Below are 16,083 nucleotides of genomic sequence, written 5' to 3'. Positions count from 1 at the left end.
TAGCGGCGTTCATGCCGCTACCTCCCCACAGTAAGGCGGTATGAACGCCGCGGGCAAGATGGCTTGTGGCGCGGGCGGTCGGTAGCCCAGAGAAGAGTGCGGACGCGCGGTGTTGTAATGCCACCGCCAGGTCTCGATCAGGACTTTCGCCTCCCTGAGATCATAGAAGATTTCCCTCGCCAACAACTCGTCTCTGAGCTTGGAGTTGAAGCTCTCGCAGTAGCCGTTCTCCCAAGGCGAACCGGGTTCGATATAGAGCGTCTTCACGCCGATCCGGCCAAGCCACTCGCGCAGGGCCGTGGCGATGAACTCGGGGCCATTGTCGGAACGGATATGCTCCGGCGGGCCATGATGCACGAACAGTTCGCCCAGCGTGTCTAGGACATCGCGGGAGTTGAGCTTGCGTTCGACACGAATGGCGAGGCATTCGCGAGTGAACTCATCAATCACACACAGCATGCGGAACACCTTGCCGTCATGCGTGCGGTCCTGAACGAAGTCATAGGACCAGACATGGCCCTTGTGCATCGGCCTCAGCCGGATGCAGGAGCCGTCATTCAGCCAGAGACGGCCTCTCTTTGGTTGTTTCATTGGCACTTTCAGCCCTTCACGCCGCCAGATGCGATACACCCGCTTCTCGTTCACATGCCAGCCATCCCGTCTCAGCAGGGCCGTGATCCGGCGGTAGCCATACCGGCCGAACCGTTCAGCCAGGGCGATGATGGCCGCTGTCAGCACATCCTCGTCCTGGCGTGGCACACGCGGCTTGCGCTGGGTGGAACGGTGCTGGCCGATCACGCGGCAGGCCCGGCGCTCGGTTGCGCCGAGTGTCTCCACCACATGATCGACCGCCTCGCGCTTGCGTGAAGGGCTCAGAACTTTCCCTTGATGACTTCCTGCAGGATCTGGTTGTCGAGGGTCAGATCAGAAATGGCGCGACGCAGCCGCGCATTCTCCTTCTCGATCTCCTTCAGCCGTTTGGCCTGGCCAACCTGCAGCCCGCCATACTCCTTGCGCCACCGATAGTATGTCTGTTCCGTCACCCCGATCGAACGCACGGCCTGACCCGTCGTCTCACCCCGCGCGAGGCGGACCTCCACCTCCCGCAGCTTCGCTATGATCTCTTCAGGCGTTGATCTCTTGCCCATGTCTCAGCTCCATATCTGAAGCCGGAACTAACTCAAATAATGGACCACTTTCGTGGGGGCAGACCAGTTCCAGAACCTATCCCTATTATTTCTGCCAGCAACGCGATTGCGCTGACTATCGGAAATCGATCCGCGCGGAGAAAATGGAAAGCGAATTCGAGGCGTTCCTGAAAAGACTTCAGCCAAGCGCAGCGCTGTTGAAAATGGCGCGCGCAATGCTGTCAGACCTTTGGCAGAGCCAGGCTGATGTGAACCAAAAGCTCGTGCGGGATTATCGTGCTGAAGTCGCTCAGATCGAACGCAAGATCGGCCAGCTCGTCGAACGCATCATGGAGACCGACAGTCCCGCCCTGATTTCCGCTTATGAAGGCAAGCTCAAATCTTTCGAGACCCAGAAGGTCAAATTGCAGGAAGACGCCCAAAAGAAAGCCAAGCCGAGAAAGACCTTCGAGGAAGTTTATCGAACCGCCTGCTCATTCCTCTCAAGCCCTTGGAATATCTGGAAAAAGGGTGATTTTGAAGAGCGTAGAATGCTTCTGAGGCTCTGTTTTCCGGGCAAAATTCATTATGCGCGAGAAGGAGGTTATCGAACCGCCGGAATCGCAGCGCCATTCAGGCTTCTGGAGACTTTGCGCCTCCCAAAGAACGGATTGGTGGGCCCGGAGGGACTTGAACCCCCGACCAGACCGTTATGAGCGGTCCGCTCTAACCAACTGAGCTACAGGCCCGATAAAAAATCGTGCAATCTCATCATGTCGCTGTCACGATCCCGCCGCAATGGCGCAATTGAATCGCGACTGCAAGTCCCAAAGAGAGGAAAGCCAGATGAAACCCATATCCCCCCGTCCCCTCGTCGCCATCGCGGCCTCGACCCTGCTGGTCGCCTGCGGCACAAGCCTCGCCCAGGAGCCGTCCACGAGCGGCCCGGCTAATATGTCAGGCAATGGCCAGATGCCGGCGATGAGCCATAATTCGATCCAGCCGGAGACGACACTGTCGGTGTCGGCCAGCGGCGAGGTTTCGCGCGCGCCGGACATGGCGACGATCACAGCCGGCGTTCAGACCGAAGCCAAGACGGCGTCCGAAGCCATGTCGCAGAATGCCGCCAGCATGGACGGCGTCTATTCCGCGCTCCAGTCGGCCGGTGTCGCCGAGCGCGACATGCAGACCTCCAACCTGTCGCTGCAGCCGCGTTACGACTATTCCAACCGCGACGGCAGCCCGCCGGACCTGGTCGGCTATACCGCCAGCAACCAGCTCACCGTGACGGTGCGCGATCTCGACAATCTCGGCAAGACGATGGACGCCATCGTGGCCGAGGGCGGCAACACGATTTCCGGTCTCTCCTTCGGCCTCGACGATCCGTCCGCTGCCCAGGACGAAGCCCGCCGCAAGGCCGTCGAGAAGGCGATGGAGCGTGCCAACCTCTATGCCCAGGCGACCGGCTATCAGGTGGCCCGCATCGTGACCATCAACGAGACGTCCTATGACCGGCCGACGCCGATGCCGATGATGGCCATGCGCGAAGACGCCTCTGGCGCCAGCACGAAGGTTTCCGGCGGCGAGGTCGGCTATTCGGTCAGCGTCGACATCACGTTCGAACTCCGCAAGTAGCCCCTGAAAACATGGCGAAATCCGGCTGGTGGGGCGATTTAAGCCTCGCCAGCCGGGATCGCTTTCGCTAGGCTTTTCCCCGGTGGACGCACTCTGGGGAGGGGCTTTTGAGATTCTGGACGATTCTGGCTGCATGCGCGGCACTGGCGGCGTGTGCCACATCTTCGGACGAGCAGGCCTATCCGCCTGCGCCACCACCGCCACCGCCGCCGCCCGGGATGCCGGCCCCGGACGCTGAGCCGTCCCCGATCCCGTCACGCCCGCGCGACACGCCGGACGACTACAACCCGGAAGACCTGCCGCCCCCCGGCGCGGGATACGGTGCCACGGGCTCGACCATCACCAAGGACTTCCTGCCCTTCATCGATATCGCCATCGACGAGAGCGCCGCCAGCTCGCCTTATGGTATTGCGCTGGAAGACCTCTACACCCGCATCCGCATAGTGACGCTCGATCCGCAGGCGCGCGACATCGAGGGCACTGCCTCCGGCAAATACACCAAGGCGCCGGCCCAGCGGAACTACAAGGAAGAAAGCCGCGGCTGGCTGGCCCGCATGATGGGCTCGAAAGAGGTGTCGCGCGCCCTCCTGGCGGAATTCGACATCACCCGGCCCGACGTGAAGGCCACCGAGGCGCTCTTCTCGGCCTCTTTTTCATCCAACCGCGAACAGGGCGAAACTTGGTCGACCGACCAGAGCCTTGCGCTTTATGCGACGCCCTATTTCAAGATTTCGTCCAACACGACCCTGACGGCGAAACTGCGCATGCAGCTCTCCGATGAACGGGAAAGCTCGGGCGCGAGCGCCAATGTCATGGCCTCGCTCACCAATGCCGCCAATCTGCTCGCGCCAGCCTCGACGCTGGTAACCTATTTCTCCGCGCCGAGCATGCTTGAGGCCTCGAACTTCCTCGACACCTCGGTCTCGACCCTGTTCGGGCGCTCCATTACCGAACAGACGGTCAGCACCATGGCGCTGAAGACCTGGACCGAAGACCCGATCCTCGTCGTCTATGCGGCCCTGCCCGACCCGAAGGACATTCGCGACACGAAGAACCGCGAGATGCTGGGCGGCTGGGCGGTCTATCTCGATGCTCCCATCGTCTCGGTCTTCACCAGCGCGACGCAGGCCGACGAAAACGGCTATGAGGACTGGCCTGACTATCGCGGCACGGTCGGCGCCGACATTCTCGCCTTCAAGGTCGGCGAAGAGCTGACAGTCTATGACTATGTTTTCTCGCGGCTCGACCTGTTCGACCGGATCGCGAGCCTGAACGAGGCGCCGGAGCCGGACCTTGCCCGGCTCATTTGCACGCGCATCGAGCGCGGCATGTCGGAAATCGGCTTCAATGCAGCCGACTCAAGCGCGACTGTCTGGGCGGCAGCAACCAGCGACCAGTTCAACGCCGCCGCCAGCGCGCTGCTGCTCCAGCCAGGCACCTGCACGGCCATGCAGCGCTGGGCAGAACTCAACGGCGTCGATATCGAAGACGCGCTAAATGGAGCCGATACGCCCTATGACGGCGAAACCGGCAGCGATGAAACGGGAATGGAAGAAGAGACGTTCTGAGCTGCCTAGTAGGCCGCGCTCGGCGCCTTCATCTCATTATGGTCGTCCAGCAGGACAACTGTCGGCGCATGCTGGCGGGCCTTGTCGGCTTCAATCGAAGCGAAAGCGGCAATGATGACCTTGTCGCCGACCGAGAAGTGCCGGGCGGCCGCGCCATTCACGCCAATCGTCTTCGAGCCGCGCGGGGCTTCGATGGCATAGGTCTGGATGCGCGCGCCATTGGTAACGTTCCAGATGTCGACACGCTCATTCGGCAGGATGCCGGAAGCATCAAGCAGTTCCTGGTCGATCGAGACCGACCCTTCATAATGAAGGTCACACTGGGTCACCGACCCTGAATGAAGCTTGGCTTTCAGCATGTTGAGCAGCATTCACCACTCCTCCAGTCTGTTACGAACGGACCCGAGCGCCGCTCAGGCTTTATATGGTGCCAGCACAGCCTTGCGTAAAGGTTGATGATGCGGCGCAATACGAGGCATCTTAAAGCATAAATGTAATGGCAGGTGAAGGGTTCCGCACCGTTGCCGCGGCGGCAGAGCGGAGACCTTCGAAAGAGCGGTTTCAACACCGGTTTGCGGCATAGCGCTTGCACCTGTGCAGCCGAGACACACGAATTGAAACAGCTTGAACAGGGCGCCTGCCAGGGTGGAGCCACAGGGACACATGCATCTCTCCTCAATTTCCCATGAATCCCCGCTCGATCCCTCCAATCAGCGCATCGACCTGATCTTCACGACCCGGGCCAACCGTACGATCCGCATGTATTTCGAAGTGAAGGGCGCCCAGCCGGTCAGCCAGGGCGCCATTGCCGACGCCGCCTGCATCCTCGGCGCGAGCGCGGCCTTCATGCTGAAGGAGCCTTATCAGCAGGATCTCCCCGTCGACCCGATGCTGCCGCGCAACCTGCGCAACGCTTTCCGGGAATGGGCCTCCTGGCGCAAGGGCACCCCGCCCGCCCGGCTCGACATCACGCCCCGCCCGGACCCCACCACGGCGAGCGAGAGGCCGCCCGCGACCCTGTTTTCCGGCGGCGTCGATTCCTGGCACACGCGCCTCGACGAGCGGTTCGCCAACAGCCTCACACTCTCCATTTCCTATCAGCAAGACCGGCCGGACACGATCGCGGAAGGCTTCCGGCAATTGTCCCGGTTGAGCGCGGTCGCCGCCGAAGCCGGTGCGCCCGGCGCCATCGAGGTGGTGACGAACATGATGATCGCCGACGAACGCCTGCGCGACGCCTGGGCTTTCCGGCTTCACGGGCCTTTCATGGCGGCACTCGGCCACCTTGTCAGCGATACGATTTCACAGCTCGGCATATCGGCCTCCTTCACCTATGGCCAGACCGTGCCCTGGGGCTCGCACCCGCTGGTCGACCCGCTCTGGTCGTCCAGCCGGCTCGCCGTGTCGCATGTCGGCTCGGCCTGGTCGCGGCAGGAAAAGGTCGAACGGGTCGCCCGGTCGACCACCGCCCTGTCCTATCTCGCCGTCTGCGAGCATGGCCTGGCCGCGTCAGGGCCGCCCAACTGCTCGCACTGCAACAAGTGCATGCGGACCATGCTGGCGCTCGACGCACTAGGTGTGAAACCGGAAGACGCGCCTTCTTTCGACTGGTCGGGCTATACGCCGGAAATGGTACGCAAGCATTTCATCCGCAGCCGGGGCGACCGCAAGCTACTGGGCGAGGTCGAAGCCTATGCCCGCGAGCATGGCCGCCCGGATATCGCAGAGGCGATCGAGGCAGCCGCCCGGCGCTCACGGCCCTTCATGGTTCTGACGAGCGCCGAACGGGCCGTACGCCGCTGGGTGCCGGGTGTGACCCAGCACCGCAAACGCCTGCGCGGCTATCGCGAGCGCGTTCTGAAGCTGATCGGCTTTACCCGCTACAATAGCTGATCCGCTCGTTCAGCAGGCCGCTCACCAGGTCGCAACGATCTTGCCGACATGCCCGCCGCTCTGCTGATAGGCGAAAGCATCGCCCAGCGAGTCGAGCCTGAAACGGCGCTCGTCGATCACCGGGCTGAGACCGCCCTTTCCCAGCGCCCGGACGAAGTCTTCCTGGTTGGCGCGGGAACCGACGATCAGGCCCTCGACTCTCGCCTGCTTCTGCATGAGCAGCGCGGTCGGCACATCGCCACTCACGCCCGTCAGCACGCCGATCAGGGCAATATGCCCGCCGGTGCGCACCGCACGAATGGACTGGGCCAGCGTGCCCGCACCGCCCACTTCGATAACGTGATCGGCGCCACGCCCGCCGGTAAGCTTCGTAACCGTCCGGCCCCAATTCTCATCGGCCTTGTAATTGATGAGATGATCGGCGCCGAGCGCCTTCATCTGTGCCAGCTTTTCATCCGATGAGGAGGTCACGATCACTTCGGCGCCCATCATCTTCGCGATCTGCACGGCATAGACCGAGACGCCGCCGGTCCCGAGCGCGAGCACCGTGTCGCCGGCCTTCAGACCGCCATCGACAACAAGCGCGCGCCAGGCCGTCAGCCCGGCAGTCGTGATCGTCGCGGCTTCGGCATGGCTCCAGCCCTTCGGGCTTTTCGTAAACGACGTTTGCGAGGCCACGACCGCTTCGCGGGCATAGCCGTCAATGCCGTCGCCCGGTGTGCCCGAAAAGTCCGAGACGCGCGGCGGACCGGCCAGCCATTGCGGGAAGAAGGTGGAGACGACATGGTCGCCCTCGGCAAAATCGCTGACGCCCTCGCCGACCGCTTCAACGATACCGGCCCCATCGGACATCGGGATCCGGCCATCCTCCGGCTTGCTCTGGCCGGATGTGACGAGCAGGTCGTGGAAATTGAGCGAGGTGGCGTGCAGTTTGACGCGGATCTCGCCTTTGCCCGGCTGGCCCGGATCCTCGACATCCACAAGGTTCAGTTTGTCGAACCCGCCCGGTGCGGCGATCTTTACGGCTTTCATCGGTCTTCTCCTGCTGCTTCCGCATCAGATGGGGCGCACCAGGGCTCGGGGCAACAGCTTGCGGCGCCACTTCGACCGGCCCTTCCCAAACTGACAGTCGACAGCAGCAAAGCCTCCCCGTAATGTCTCCCATGCAGCATATGTTCGCTCCGGCGGCTGGCTGCACACGGTGCAACTGGCGGGGGAGCATCATGCAAAAGGCCATCATTGTATTTCTCGTCCTGGCTGGGCTCAGCATTGCGCTTCACATTGCAGGATGGGAACTTTTCACCAAGCCGGCAGGTGGGGTCGACCCGGGCGGCAGCGGCTTTGCAGCCCCCGACAAAGTCGGTGACCTGTTCGGCCCTGCCGCAGCCAACATGTTTCCCGCAATCGTCGTCTCGATCTGCACGCTCCTCGGCATACTTGCCCAGATCCTGATGACCCGCGCGCAGCAGCCCGGCATGCGCCTGACCATGAACACTTTCGCGCCTTTCCTGATCAGCCCGATTGTCATTCACGCCACCCACACAATCGCCGCGGCCCATCCGGACGGCTTCGTGGCGGCGCTCATGGCCTTCCAGAACGGGTTTTTCTGGCAGGCGATCTTCGGGCATACCGCGCCGGCTGCCCGAGAAGACACTGAAGCATCCGCTGCGGCAGAGGCCCCGAGGCCTCAGGATCCTGCAGCATGAGCGCGCGCATCATCGCGGTTGCCGCGCTTGTCCTGGTGATCGGTGCCGGCTGGTTGCTGCAAGGGCGCGCCGCTCAGGACCGGCCCTTCACGCTCGAAGCCTTCGTGAAATATGTTGACGACAACCAGTTCTATACTGAACCGCCCGAGAGTATCCGCTCCGATGAGCCGCCTCCCGGGCGCGCGCCTGTCCGGTTCAATACCCTGCCAGATTTTTCCGGCGAGGACCTGTCGCTGGTCGCGCTGTTTGTCGATGTCCAGGCCATGCTGGACAGCAACCGTACGCCCCAATCGTTCAAGGAGTACGCCAAGGCCTACCTTCACAATAGCGGCATGGCATTTGTCTGCTATCAGTTCCTGGTCGTGGACGGGTCAATCGGGGACCGAAGTTTTGCCGATGTCGCCGAACGGATGAGCGCCATCCCGGCCGATCATTTTTCCGACGAAATCAAGAATATGCCCATCGAAATGTCGCTGGCATTCATCTTCCACCACGAGCTGACACACCTCGTCCAGTTTCACATGTCGCCGGACGCACCGGAGGCCGCCGACTTCAATGCCGGCAATGAGGCGCTACGGGTCGGCAACACCGAGCTTGCCCGGAAGTCATTTCTGTCGGCCATCAAGACCTGCCCTGCCCACATCCAGGCCTATGACCATCTGGCGACAGCCGAACGGCGCGCCGGCAACACGGATGCAGCCATCGGCTATTATCGCAAGTCCCTCGCCATCAATCCGGGCAACGCCATCGCCGCCAAGAACATCGTGGTCGCCCAGGTCATGGGCGGTCAGTTCGATGATGCGCGCGACCAACTCGAAGAAAATGCGCTTGTCTTTCCCGACAATGCGGAAATCCCCTACTGGCGCGGCATGATCGCCTTGTTCGAGGAAAGACCGGCAGAGGCTGACGACGCATTCGAGGCCGCCAGTGCGCTCTATCGCGCAGAAAACAATGTCAGCGCCATCGAAACCTCGCTCTACAGGGTCGGCATCACCGGCGTTTTCGGACACGGCAACGAAGCGGAGGCCTTGCAGGCCCTTGCCGGCGACTGCGCCGCGCTCGGCCGCACGGCCAGCCCCTTCCAGTCCGTCTGCGGCGAAAGCAGAGGCGCTCAACAGGCCTTTGCTTCAGCAATCGTGAACCAAGCCGTCTCGCATGGGCGGTCGGTTCGGCCTTGAGGACGGCTCAGCCTGTTTCACGCGGCTCGATCCGCCAAGGCGGGAAGCGTCGCATCTCGCCGGACTGATAGAGACAGATCCGGTTGCCCGCCGGGTCCCGCAGCCAAGCTTCCTTCCAGGCCCAGCGCTGGTCCTGCGGAGCAGACAGGAAGGTGACGCCAGCCTCTGTGAGACGGGCATAGTCGGCGTCCAGATCATCGACCTCGAAATAGACAGCCGGATGGTCACAGCCAGCCCATCCTTCGACATGGTGCAGCGAAAAGGTCGCCGGCTCCCCGCCATCCCCGGAGGGACATTCGAACCGCGCATAGCGCGGCGGGCTGTCGACGATCTGGACAAGGCCAAGCTGCTTGTAGAAATCCACGCTGGCCGCATAGTCGACGCACGGCACGGTCACCTGGTTGAGGCGCATCCGTTTCTCCTTCTGCTCAGACGGCCATAATCCCCATTACGAGGTTCTCCGTGCAGCCAGCCCTCAGCCGCCGAGGTGAAGCACGATCTGCCGGCGGTGGGGCCGGTCGCGGTGTTCGAACAGATAAAGCCCCTGCCAGGTGCCGAGCATCATCTCGCCCTGGCTGACCGGAATGCCGATCGAGGTCTGTGTCAGCGCCGCCTTGATATGGGCCGGCATGTCGTCCGGCCCTTCGGTGTCATGGACGACCCAGCGCATCGACGGATCGTCGGCAGGGGGCACCAGCCGGCGGAAGAAATTTTTCAGGTCGGCCAGCACATCCGGATCGGCGTTCTCCTGGATGAGCAGCGAAGCGGAGGTGTGGCGCACGAAAACGGTCAGCAGCCCCTCCGAGACGCCTGCTTCGGAGACGAAACGGCGGGCCTCGCGGGTAAACTCATAGAGCCCCGGCCCGGTGGTTGAGACGGTCAGTGTGTCGATCATGCGGGTCCATTGATACGACGGCGTACGCAGCGTGTCAGCCCAGTCGCGGCACGGATTGCAAGGGTCAGCCCCGGTCATGACAGGATCCTCTCTAGCTGCGGACGAAAAACGGGACGGGTCTCGCCGCCCCCGACGGGCGGCCGCCGAAGCGGCTGGCCCGACCAGCTCCCTTCGCCGCAATCCCGGACGCGCTTAAGCGGGAGGGCAGCCTGAAGGAGATCGAGGGACGGGGTCATGTCGGAGACGGCGAGATTCCTGTGATCGAGGCGGTTCATGAGCGAATCTTTTTAAAAGTTTTTTCTTTTTTAAATGTGGTTGTTTTTGAAAGCAATCCCTTTTAAAAAAGAAACATGGCCAAGGCTTCTCCTCCTCCCGCGCTGAGCGCGACCCGCAATACCGTCCTCGATCTTCTCAAGCGTGGCGGCCCGCAATCGGCGGGCGATCTCGCCGAAGAGCTCGGTGTTACGCCCATGGCTGTGCGTCTGCATCTCTACGAGCTGGCCGGCGAAGGCCTCATCGAGGAGAGTTCGAAAGCCACTGGCCGGGGCCGGCCCACCAAGATCTGGTCGCTCACCGAGGCCGCCGCGCGCGCCTTTCCCGATGCCCATCAGGGCCTCGCGCTGGAAATGATCGAGTCGATCCGCGAGATGTTCGGCGAGGAAGGCCTGGAAAAGGTCATCGACCGCCACAGCGACAGCCAGCTCGCGCTTTACCGGGAAAAGCTCGCCGGCCTCGACAATATCGGCGCGCGCGTAAAACGCCTCACGGAGCTACGCTCGGTGGAAGGCTATATGGCTGTCGCCGCCGAGGATGGGAAAGACTGGCTGCTGATCGAGAACCACTGCCCGATCTGCTCGGCCGCCAGGGCCTGCACCCGGCTTTGCGCGAACGAACTCGACGTCTTCCGCCAGGCGCTCGGGCCACAGGCGAGCGTTGTCCGCGAAGACCATCTCCTCGCCGGCGCCCGCCGCTGTGTCTACAGGGTCAGCGAAGCGAGAGCCGCCTGAGCGCGCCTATCCCGCCTGCACGGTATCCATCAGGACGGCCGAGACCGTCTGGCTGTGCAGATCGGCGGTGCCGAAAATGGTCATGAAGCTGATATCGGTCGCATCCCGGCCCATGGCGATGCGCACCATGGCCTGTTCCGAAGAGAGCTGCGCCGGATCGATCAGCCGCCACGCCCCGTCCAGCCAGACTTCGACCACCGCATGGAAATCCGGCGGCTCGAGGCCCGGCGCATAGACCGAGACCATGCGTGCCGGAATGCCCGCGGCCCGGGCGAAACTGATCAGGACATGTGAATAATCGCGGCAGACACCCTGGGTACGCAGGAAGCTGTCGGTCGCTGTCGTCGCCTCATTGCTGACGCCCGGCACATAGTCGAAATGGGTGTGGATCCAGTCGGCCATCAGCAGCACTTCATCGCCCCCGCTCTGTGTTCCGAAACGGCGGGTGACAAAGGTCTCCAGCCGGTCGGATTCACAATAGCGGCTCGGGAAAAGATACGGGATCACATCGGCCGGCAACTCCCGGCGCGGCGGCACTTTCAGCCCGGCCAGCTGCAGCGGCGGGCGCTCGACATCGACGGTCGCATCATAGGCGATGGTAATGTCGCCGGCCGCCTCCATCCACTTGCGCCGGCCAAGCTCGTCGCCGCCCTCCACGGGGCGGATCTCACTCGGCCCGGAGACCTCAAGCCGGTCGTTCACAATCGCCTGGTCGGCCATCGGAATGGCCTCGACGGCCAGCAGCACATCGGCGGGCTCGGGCAGATGATAGCAGAGTTGGGCGTCGATCTTCACGCGCATGGGAAAGGTCCGGTTTCAAGGGTGGCAGCCAATTGGCTGGTACATACCATGAAAACGCCATTCAACCCCGCCGGTTTCCGGGGAGGTGATCGCTTTGCCGAAAAAAACGCAGCCGCCTCTTGAAGCATTTGTATTGTGCACAATTTAATTGTGCAGAAGAAAAGGAGACAAGAATGAGTGAACTTTATTCCGCCCGCGTCACCGCCACAGGCGGCCGCCAGGGCCATGTGAAATCCGAGGACGGCATCCTTGAGCTGGATCTCGCCCCGCCGGAAAGCCTTGGCGGTCCGGGCGGCAAGACCAATCCGGAGCAGATGTTTGCCGGCGGCTATGCGGCCTGCTTCGGCAATGCGGTGATCCACACTGCCCGCGCGCAAAACCTGCCGGTAAAGGACAAGGATGTGGACGTCGTCGCAAAGGTCGGCCTCTCGCCGAACGGCTCCGGCGGGTTCGACCTGTCGGTCGCGCTGGAGACCACAATTGCCGGCCTCGATCAGGACGCCGCCGAGACGCTGGTCAACGCCGCTCACCAGGTCTGCCCCTATTCCAATGCGGTGCGCGGCAATATCGACGTTGCCCTGAGCGTCAAGACGCGGTGATACTCACCAGATCATGACAGACCCGCAGCATCCGGACGATCCCCTCCGCCTCGACAGACAGGTTTGCTTCCCGCTCTATGCGGCCTCGAACCTGATCAACAGGCTGTATCGTCCGGTGCTGTCGGAGCTCGGCCTCACCTATCCGCAATACCTGGTGATGCTGGCCCTGTGGGAGACCTCGCCGCGGACGGTCGGTGCGCTCGGCGAGGCGCTCCACCTCGATAGTGGAACGCTGACGCCACTGCTCAAACGTATGGAAACCGCCGGTCTCGTCACCCGCGAGAGAGACCCGGAGGATGAGCGGCGCGTGCAGGTCTCGCTGACAGAGGCTGGCCGGGCGCTGCGGACCGAGGCGCTGAAAGTGCCCGAAACGCTCACCGCCGGCTTCGAAGGCGACCCGGCCGAAGTCGAGCAACTGCGCGATGCAGTCCAGGCCCTTGTCGCGGTGCTCGCCCGCCATGACGGGAGCAAGGCCTGACAGGGGGCCTAGTCGTCGCGCGCATGCGAAGATCGGTGCTTCGAGGCAGTTAGAGGAGCGGTTGGTACCTGGTCGCGGAAACGCCGCTCAAGCCTTGATGTCGCGAGCGATGCGCCAAGACGAGCACAAATTTATGGGCATGGCAGAAATTTCAACTTATCCGCTAATTCGTTCGTAATGTCATATTTCGCATGATGCTGAAGGTTCCTGGAGGTCGACATGTCAGTGATCAGCGACATTCGTAAAACATTGCACGCGGCGCGAGGGCCGTGGTTCGCCAAGGACCATACAGGCAGTGGCTTTTACGCCATTTACCTCAAGGCGAATGCAGACTTGCCTTTCATCGGGCTGCCGGAAGACAGGCTACTTTATATAGGCATGACGCAGAGTGGGTTTTCCGAGCGGGACCATTTTGAACCGAAGCGTGGGCACAGTGGCGGCTGCACCCTCCGACGCTCTCTGGGCGCGATCTTGAAATACCGCCTCAATCTCTCGGCGCGGCGTCGCTCCGCTGGAGCCAGTCAAACAGCCTACACCCATTACCGGTTCGACCCCCGCGGAGAGCAGACACTTTCCGAATGGATGCAAGGCGCGCTTTATCTCGCCCGCGTTCCCTTTGGAGAAAACGTCGACCTTGCCGAAGCCCGTTTGATACGAGCCTTCACGCCACCACTCAACCTGACTGGCTGGGCCAACCCCCAAGCCGAACTCATCAAGCGGTTTCGACGCGAATGCATGAATGAAGCCCGCCACTGGTCAGACCGCGCAACCCAGGCGGCATAAAAAAGGCGGCCCGCAGGCCGCCCTTTTCGAATTCTGTCTTACGTATCCAGGAAGCTTCTGAGCTTCCGTGACCGGCTCGGGTGCTTGAGCTTGCGCAGCGCCTTCGCCTCGATCTGGCGGATACGTTCGCGCGTCACCGAGAATTGCTGGCCGACCTCTTCCAGCGTGTGGTCGGTGTTCATGCCGATACCGAAACGCATGCGCAGCACGCGTTCCTCACGCGGGGTGAGCGAGGCGAGCACGCGGGTCGTCGTTTCGCGCAGATTGGACTGGATCGCGCTGTCGACGGGCAGCAGCGCCATCTTGTCCTCGATGAAGTCACCGAGATTGGAGTCCTCGTCGTCGCCAATCGGCGTTTCGAGCGAGATCGGCTCCTTGGCGATCTTCAGCACCTTGCGGATCTTCTCCAGCGGCAGGCCGAGTTTTTCGGCGAGCTCTTCCGGGGTCGGCTCGCGGCCGATCTCGTGCAGCATCTGGCGCTGGGAGCGGACGATCTTGTTGATCGTCTCTATCATGTGCACCGGGATACGGATGGTGCGGGCCTGGTCGGCAATCGACCGCGTTATGGCCTGACGGATCCACCAGGTCGCATAGGTCGAGAACTTGTAGCCGCGGCGGTATTCGAATTTGTCGACCGCCTTCATCAGGCCGATATTGCCCTCCTGGATGAGATCCAGGAATTGCAGGCCGCGATTGGTGTACTTCTTCGCGATGGAGATGACGAGCCGCAGGTTCGCCTCGACCATCTCCTTCTTGGCGACGCGGGCTTCGCGCTCCCCCTTCTGGACACGGTGGACGATCTGGCGGAAATCGTCGATCGGCACGCCGATCTCCTGGGAGACGGCCGAGATTTCCTCACGGATCTCGAAGACCTGCTCGCCCTCGCGCTCGAACAGCTTTTCCCACTTCTTGGTGGATTTCGACTTTTCGAGCACCTCATCCTTCCAGTTCGGATTGAGCTCGTTGCCGAAATAGGTGTCGAGGAATTCCTTGCGCGGCACGCCATGCGCATCGGCCAGCCGCATCAGCTTGCCTTCAAGGCCCATCAGCTTCTTGTTGATGGCGTAGAGCTGTTCGACCAGTGCCTCGATCCGCGCATTGTTGATGTGCATCGTCTTGAGATTGTCGACGATGGACTGCGACAGCGTCTCGTACTCTTCGCGCTGCTTGGCCGTCAGCGCCTTGCCTTCGAGGCGCTTGTCGACGAGCTTTTCCTGCAGCTTGCGGTACTGGCCGAAGGCCAGCGCGATCTCGTCGAGCTTGCCGAGCACGCCGTCACGCAGTTCGGCCTCCATGGCCGACATGGACATGGCTGCGCCTTCTTCCTCGTCCTCGCGCTCCTCGCGGGCGAGACGTTCTTCGGTCGTCTCGTTCTCGCGTTCCTTGGCCTCGGCCTCTTTCTGCTCGTCGGTCTTCTCTTCCGGCTCCGGCGTGGGGTTTTCCGCGCCATAGGTCGTCTCGAGGTCGATCAGGTCACGCAGCAGGATGCGCTCATTCATGAGCTCATCGCGCCACACCATCATGGCCTCGAAGGTGAGCGGGCTCTCGCAGAGCCCCCGGATCATCGCGTCGCGGCCGGCCTCGATGCGCTTGGCGATGGCAATCTCGCCTTCGCGCGACAGCAGCTCGACGGCGCCCATTTCGCGCAGATACATGCGCACCGGGTCATCGGTGCGGTCGGCGCCGCGGGCATTGCCCTTCTTGGTGACCGCCCCGGCGCTGCCCGTCTTGGTGACGGCCGTGCCCTTGGACGCGTTATTGTCGACCTCATCCTCATTCTCGACGACCTGGATGCCCATCTCGGACAGAGCCGACATGGTGTCTTCGATCTGGTCAGACGTCAGTTCATCGGACGGCAGGACATTGTTGAGCTCGTCATGCGTGACATAGCCCTTGGACTTGGCCTGCTTGATGAATTTCTTGACCTTGGAATCGTTCAGATCGAGGACCGGACGGTCTTCTGTCTCCAGTTCGCCATCCTCGTGATCACTCTTCTGAGCTTTCGCCATCTAGTTCTCCCGCCTGTCGCAGCCGCCTCTTCTGCGACACTCAATCCTGAAATACCAATGGATCACTCACGATCCGTTTGTTCTGCCGCCTCATTGAGACGCGCTGCGCGGGCCTTGCGTTCCGAAACCTCATGATGAAGACGGCGCCAGTTTTCCGGTGATGCTGTCACATCATCGCCTGCACCGCCCGCGTCATAAGACCCGGTGTCCTCTCTGGCCACATATTGCTCCAGGGCGATCAGCCATTCCCGTTCCTCGGGCCCCTCGGGCGTAATTGCAGGAATTTCGGGATAAGTATTGAGCAAATCAGCAGCGCGCGTGTTACCTCGCTGTAGTAAATGGTCTCGGATGCTGCTGCGGTCAACACCCTTCTCTGCTTGTGGCCATGAAATCATCACGTCGCG

General features: G+C 62.2%; 16 protein-coding genes, 1 tRNA gene and 1 pseudogene. 9 read left to right on the top strand and 9 right to left on the bottom strand.

Translation table 11 applies throughout. The features are described 5' to 3' along the window. Positions 1-9: 9 nt before the first annotated feature. Both B8784_RS13525 and B8784_RS13515 read right to left on the bottom strand, forming a co-directional pair. A protein-coding gene (locus B8784_RS13525; RefSeq protein WP_143435295.1) for an IS3 family transposase occupies positions 10-1,148 on the bottom strand; the annotation gives its coding sequence in 2 pieces (ribosomal slippage) (positions 10-890 and positions 890-1,148; 1,140 coding nt in all). A 651-nt stretch (positions 1,149-1,799) separates the two neighbouring features. Further along, a tRNA-Ile gene (locus tag B8784_RS13515) sits at positions 1,800-1,876 on the bottom strand. Positions 1,877-1,973: 97 nt separating this feature from the next. Here B8784_RS13515 and B8784_RS13510 point away from each other — a divergent pair. Both B8784_RS13510 and B8784_RS13505 read left to right on the top strand, forming a co-directional pair. After that, the gene (locus tag B8784_RS13510) at positions 1,974-2,762 is read left to right on the top strand and encodes an SIMPL domain-containing protein (protein ID WP_158085683.1); all 789 of its coding nucleotides are present in this window, start codon (positions 1,974-1,976) and stop codon (positions 2,760-2,762) included. Between the two features lie 107 nt (positions 2,763-2,869). After that, entirely contained in the window at positions 2,870-4,330 is a 1,461-nt protein-coding gene (locus B8784_RS13505; protein ID WP_143435479.1) for a hypothetical protein, read from the top strand. Between the two features lie 5 nt (positions 4,331-4,335). On the opposite strand, the gene panD is transcribed toward B8784_RS13505, so the two are convergent. Continuing rightward, a complete protein-coding gene (panD, locus tag B8784_RS13500) occupies positions 4,336-4,701 on the bottom strand; it encodes an aspartate 1-decarboxylase (RefSeq protein WP_084398474.1) in 366 nt (121 codons plus the stop codon). 292 nt (positions 4,702-4,993) lie between these two features. Here panD and B8784_RS13495 point away from each other — a divergent pair, with 292 nt between their 5' ends. Next, complete coding sequence (locus B8784_RS13495; protein ID WP_084398473.1) at positions 4,994-6,223, top strand: hypothetical protein; 1,230 nt, start codon at positions 4,994-4,996, stop codon at positions 6,221-6,223. A 21-nt stretch (positions 6,224-6,244) separates the two neighbouring features. On the opposite strand, the gene B8784_RS13490 is transcribed toward B8784_RS13495, so the two are convergent. Further along, positions 6,245-7,255, bottom strand: a complete 1,011-nt coding sequence (locus B8784_RS13490; RefSeq protein WP_084398472.1) for a zinc-dependent alcohol dehydrogenase family protein — start codon at positions 7,253-7,255, stop codon at positions 6,245-6,247. 191 nt (positions 7,256-7,446) lie between these two features. Between B8784_RS13490 and B8784_RS13485 the strand changes: the two genes are divergently transcribed. Continuing rightward, positions 7,447-7,929, top strand: a complete 483-nt coding sequence (locus tag B8784_RS13485; protein ID WP_084398471.1) for a hypothetical protein — start codon at positions 7,447-7,449, stop codon at positions 7,927-7,929. Continuing rightward, the gene (locus tag B8784_RS13480) at positions 7,926-9,107 is read left to right on the top strand and encodes a tetratricopeptide repeat protein (RefSeq protein WP_084398470.1); all 1,182 of its coding nucleotides are present in this window, start codon (positions 7,926-7,928) and stop codon (positions 9,105-9,107) included. Before B8784_RS13485 ends, B8784_RS13480 begins: the two co-directional genes overlap by 4 nt. A 7-nt stretch (positions 9,108-9,114) precedes the next feature. On the opposite strand, the gene B8784_RS13475 is transcribed toward B8784_RS13480, so the two are convergent. Both B8784_RS13475 and B8784_RS13470 read right to left on the bottom strand, forming a co-directional pair. Continuing rightward, positions 9,115-9,519, bottom strand: coding sequence for a VOC family protein (locus tag B8784_RS13475; RefSeq protein ID WP_084398469.1), 405 nt, complete (start codon positions 9,517-9,519; stop codon positions 9,115-9,117). A 63-nt stretch (positions 9,520-9,582) separates the two neighbouring features. Beyond that, complete coding sequence (locus B8784_RS13470; protein ID WP_084398478.1) at positions 9,583-10,002, bottom strand: secondary thiamine-phosphate synthase enzyme YjbQ; 420 nt, start codon at positions 10,000-10,002, stop codon at positions 9,583-9,585. A 350-nt stretch (positions 10,003-10,352) separates the two neighbouring features. Between B8784_RS13470 and B8784_RS13460 the strand changes: the two genes are divergently transcribed. Beyond that, positions 10,353-11,009, top strand: a complete 657-nt coding sequence (locus B8784_RS13460) for a helix-turn-helix transcriptional regulator (protein ID WP_084398467.1) — start codon at positions 10,353-10,355, stop codon at positions 11,007-11,009. A 6-nt stretch (positions 11,010-11,015) separates the two neighbouring features. On the opposite strand, the gene B8784_RS13455 is transcribed toward B8784_RS13460, so the two are convergent. Then, the gene (locus tag B8784_RS13455; protein WP_084398466.1) at positions 11,016-11,810 is read right to left on the bottom strand and encodes a transglutaminase-like domain-containing protein; all 795 of its coding nucleotides are present in this window, start codon (positions 11,808-11,810) and stop codon (positions 11,016-11,018) included. 173 nt (positions 11,811-11,983) lie between these two features. Between B8784_RS13455 and B8784_RS13450 the strand changes: the two genes are divergently transcribed. The 3 genes from B8784_RS13450 to B8784_RS13440 all read left to right on the top strand — a co-directional run bounded on the left by B8784_RS13450 (position 11,984) and on the right by B8784_RS13440 (position 13,670). Then, positions 11,984-12,409 carry an organic hydroperoxide resistance protein gene (locus B8784_RS13450; protein ID WP_084398465.1) on the top strand — a complete coding sequence of 142 codons (426 nt, stop codon included), beginning with the start codon at positions 11,984-11,986 and terminating at the stop codon, positions 12,407-12,409. Positions 12,410-12,422: 13 nt separating this feature from the next. Beyond that, complete coding sequence (locus B8784_RS13445) at positions 12,423-12,887, top strand: MarR family winged helix-turn-helix transcriptional regulator (protein ID WP_084398464.1); 465 nt, start codon at positions 12,423-12,425, stop codon at positions 12,885-12,887. Between the two features lie 219 nt (positions 12,888-13,106). After that, positions 13,107-13,670 (top strand): GIY-YIG nuclease family protein, encoded by a 564-nt coding sequence (locus B8784_RS13440; RefSeq protein ID WP_084398463.1) that lies wholly within the window; start codon positions 13,107-13,109, stop codon positions 13,668-13,670. A gap of 38 nt (positions 13,671-13,708) precedes the next feature. Here the strand turns inward: B8784_RS13440 and rpoD are convergent, their stop codons facing one another. Together rpoD and B8784_RS21635 are read right to left on the bottom strand one after the other, a co-directional pair. After that, entirely contained in the window at positions 13,709-15,679 is a 1,971-nt protein-coding gene (gene rpoD / locus B8784_RS13435) for an RNA polymerase sigma factor RpoD (protein ID WP_084398462.1), read from the bottom strand. 62 nt (positions 15,680-15,741) lie between these two features. Then, a pseudogene (locus B8784_RS21635) lies at positions 15,742-16,083 on the bottom strand (DNA primase); the annotation flags it as partial.

The organism is Henriciella aquimarina (assembly GCF_002088975.1).
GTDB lineage: Bacteria > Pseudomonadota > Alphaproteobacteria > Caulobacterales > Hyphomonadaceae > Henriciella > Henriciella aquimarina.
Note: the sequence above shows the minus strand (reverse complement) of the source record. Positions and strands in the feature narration are given on the sequence as shown.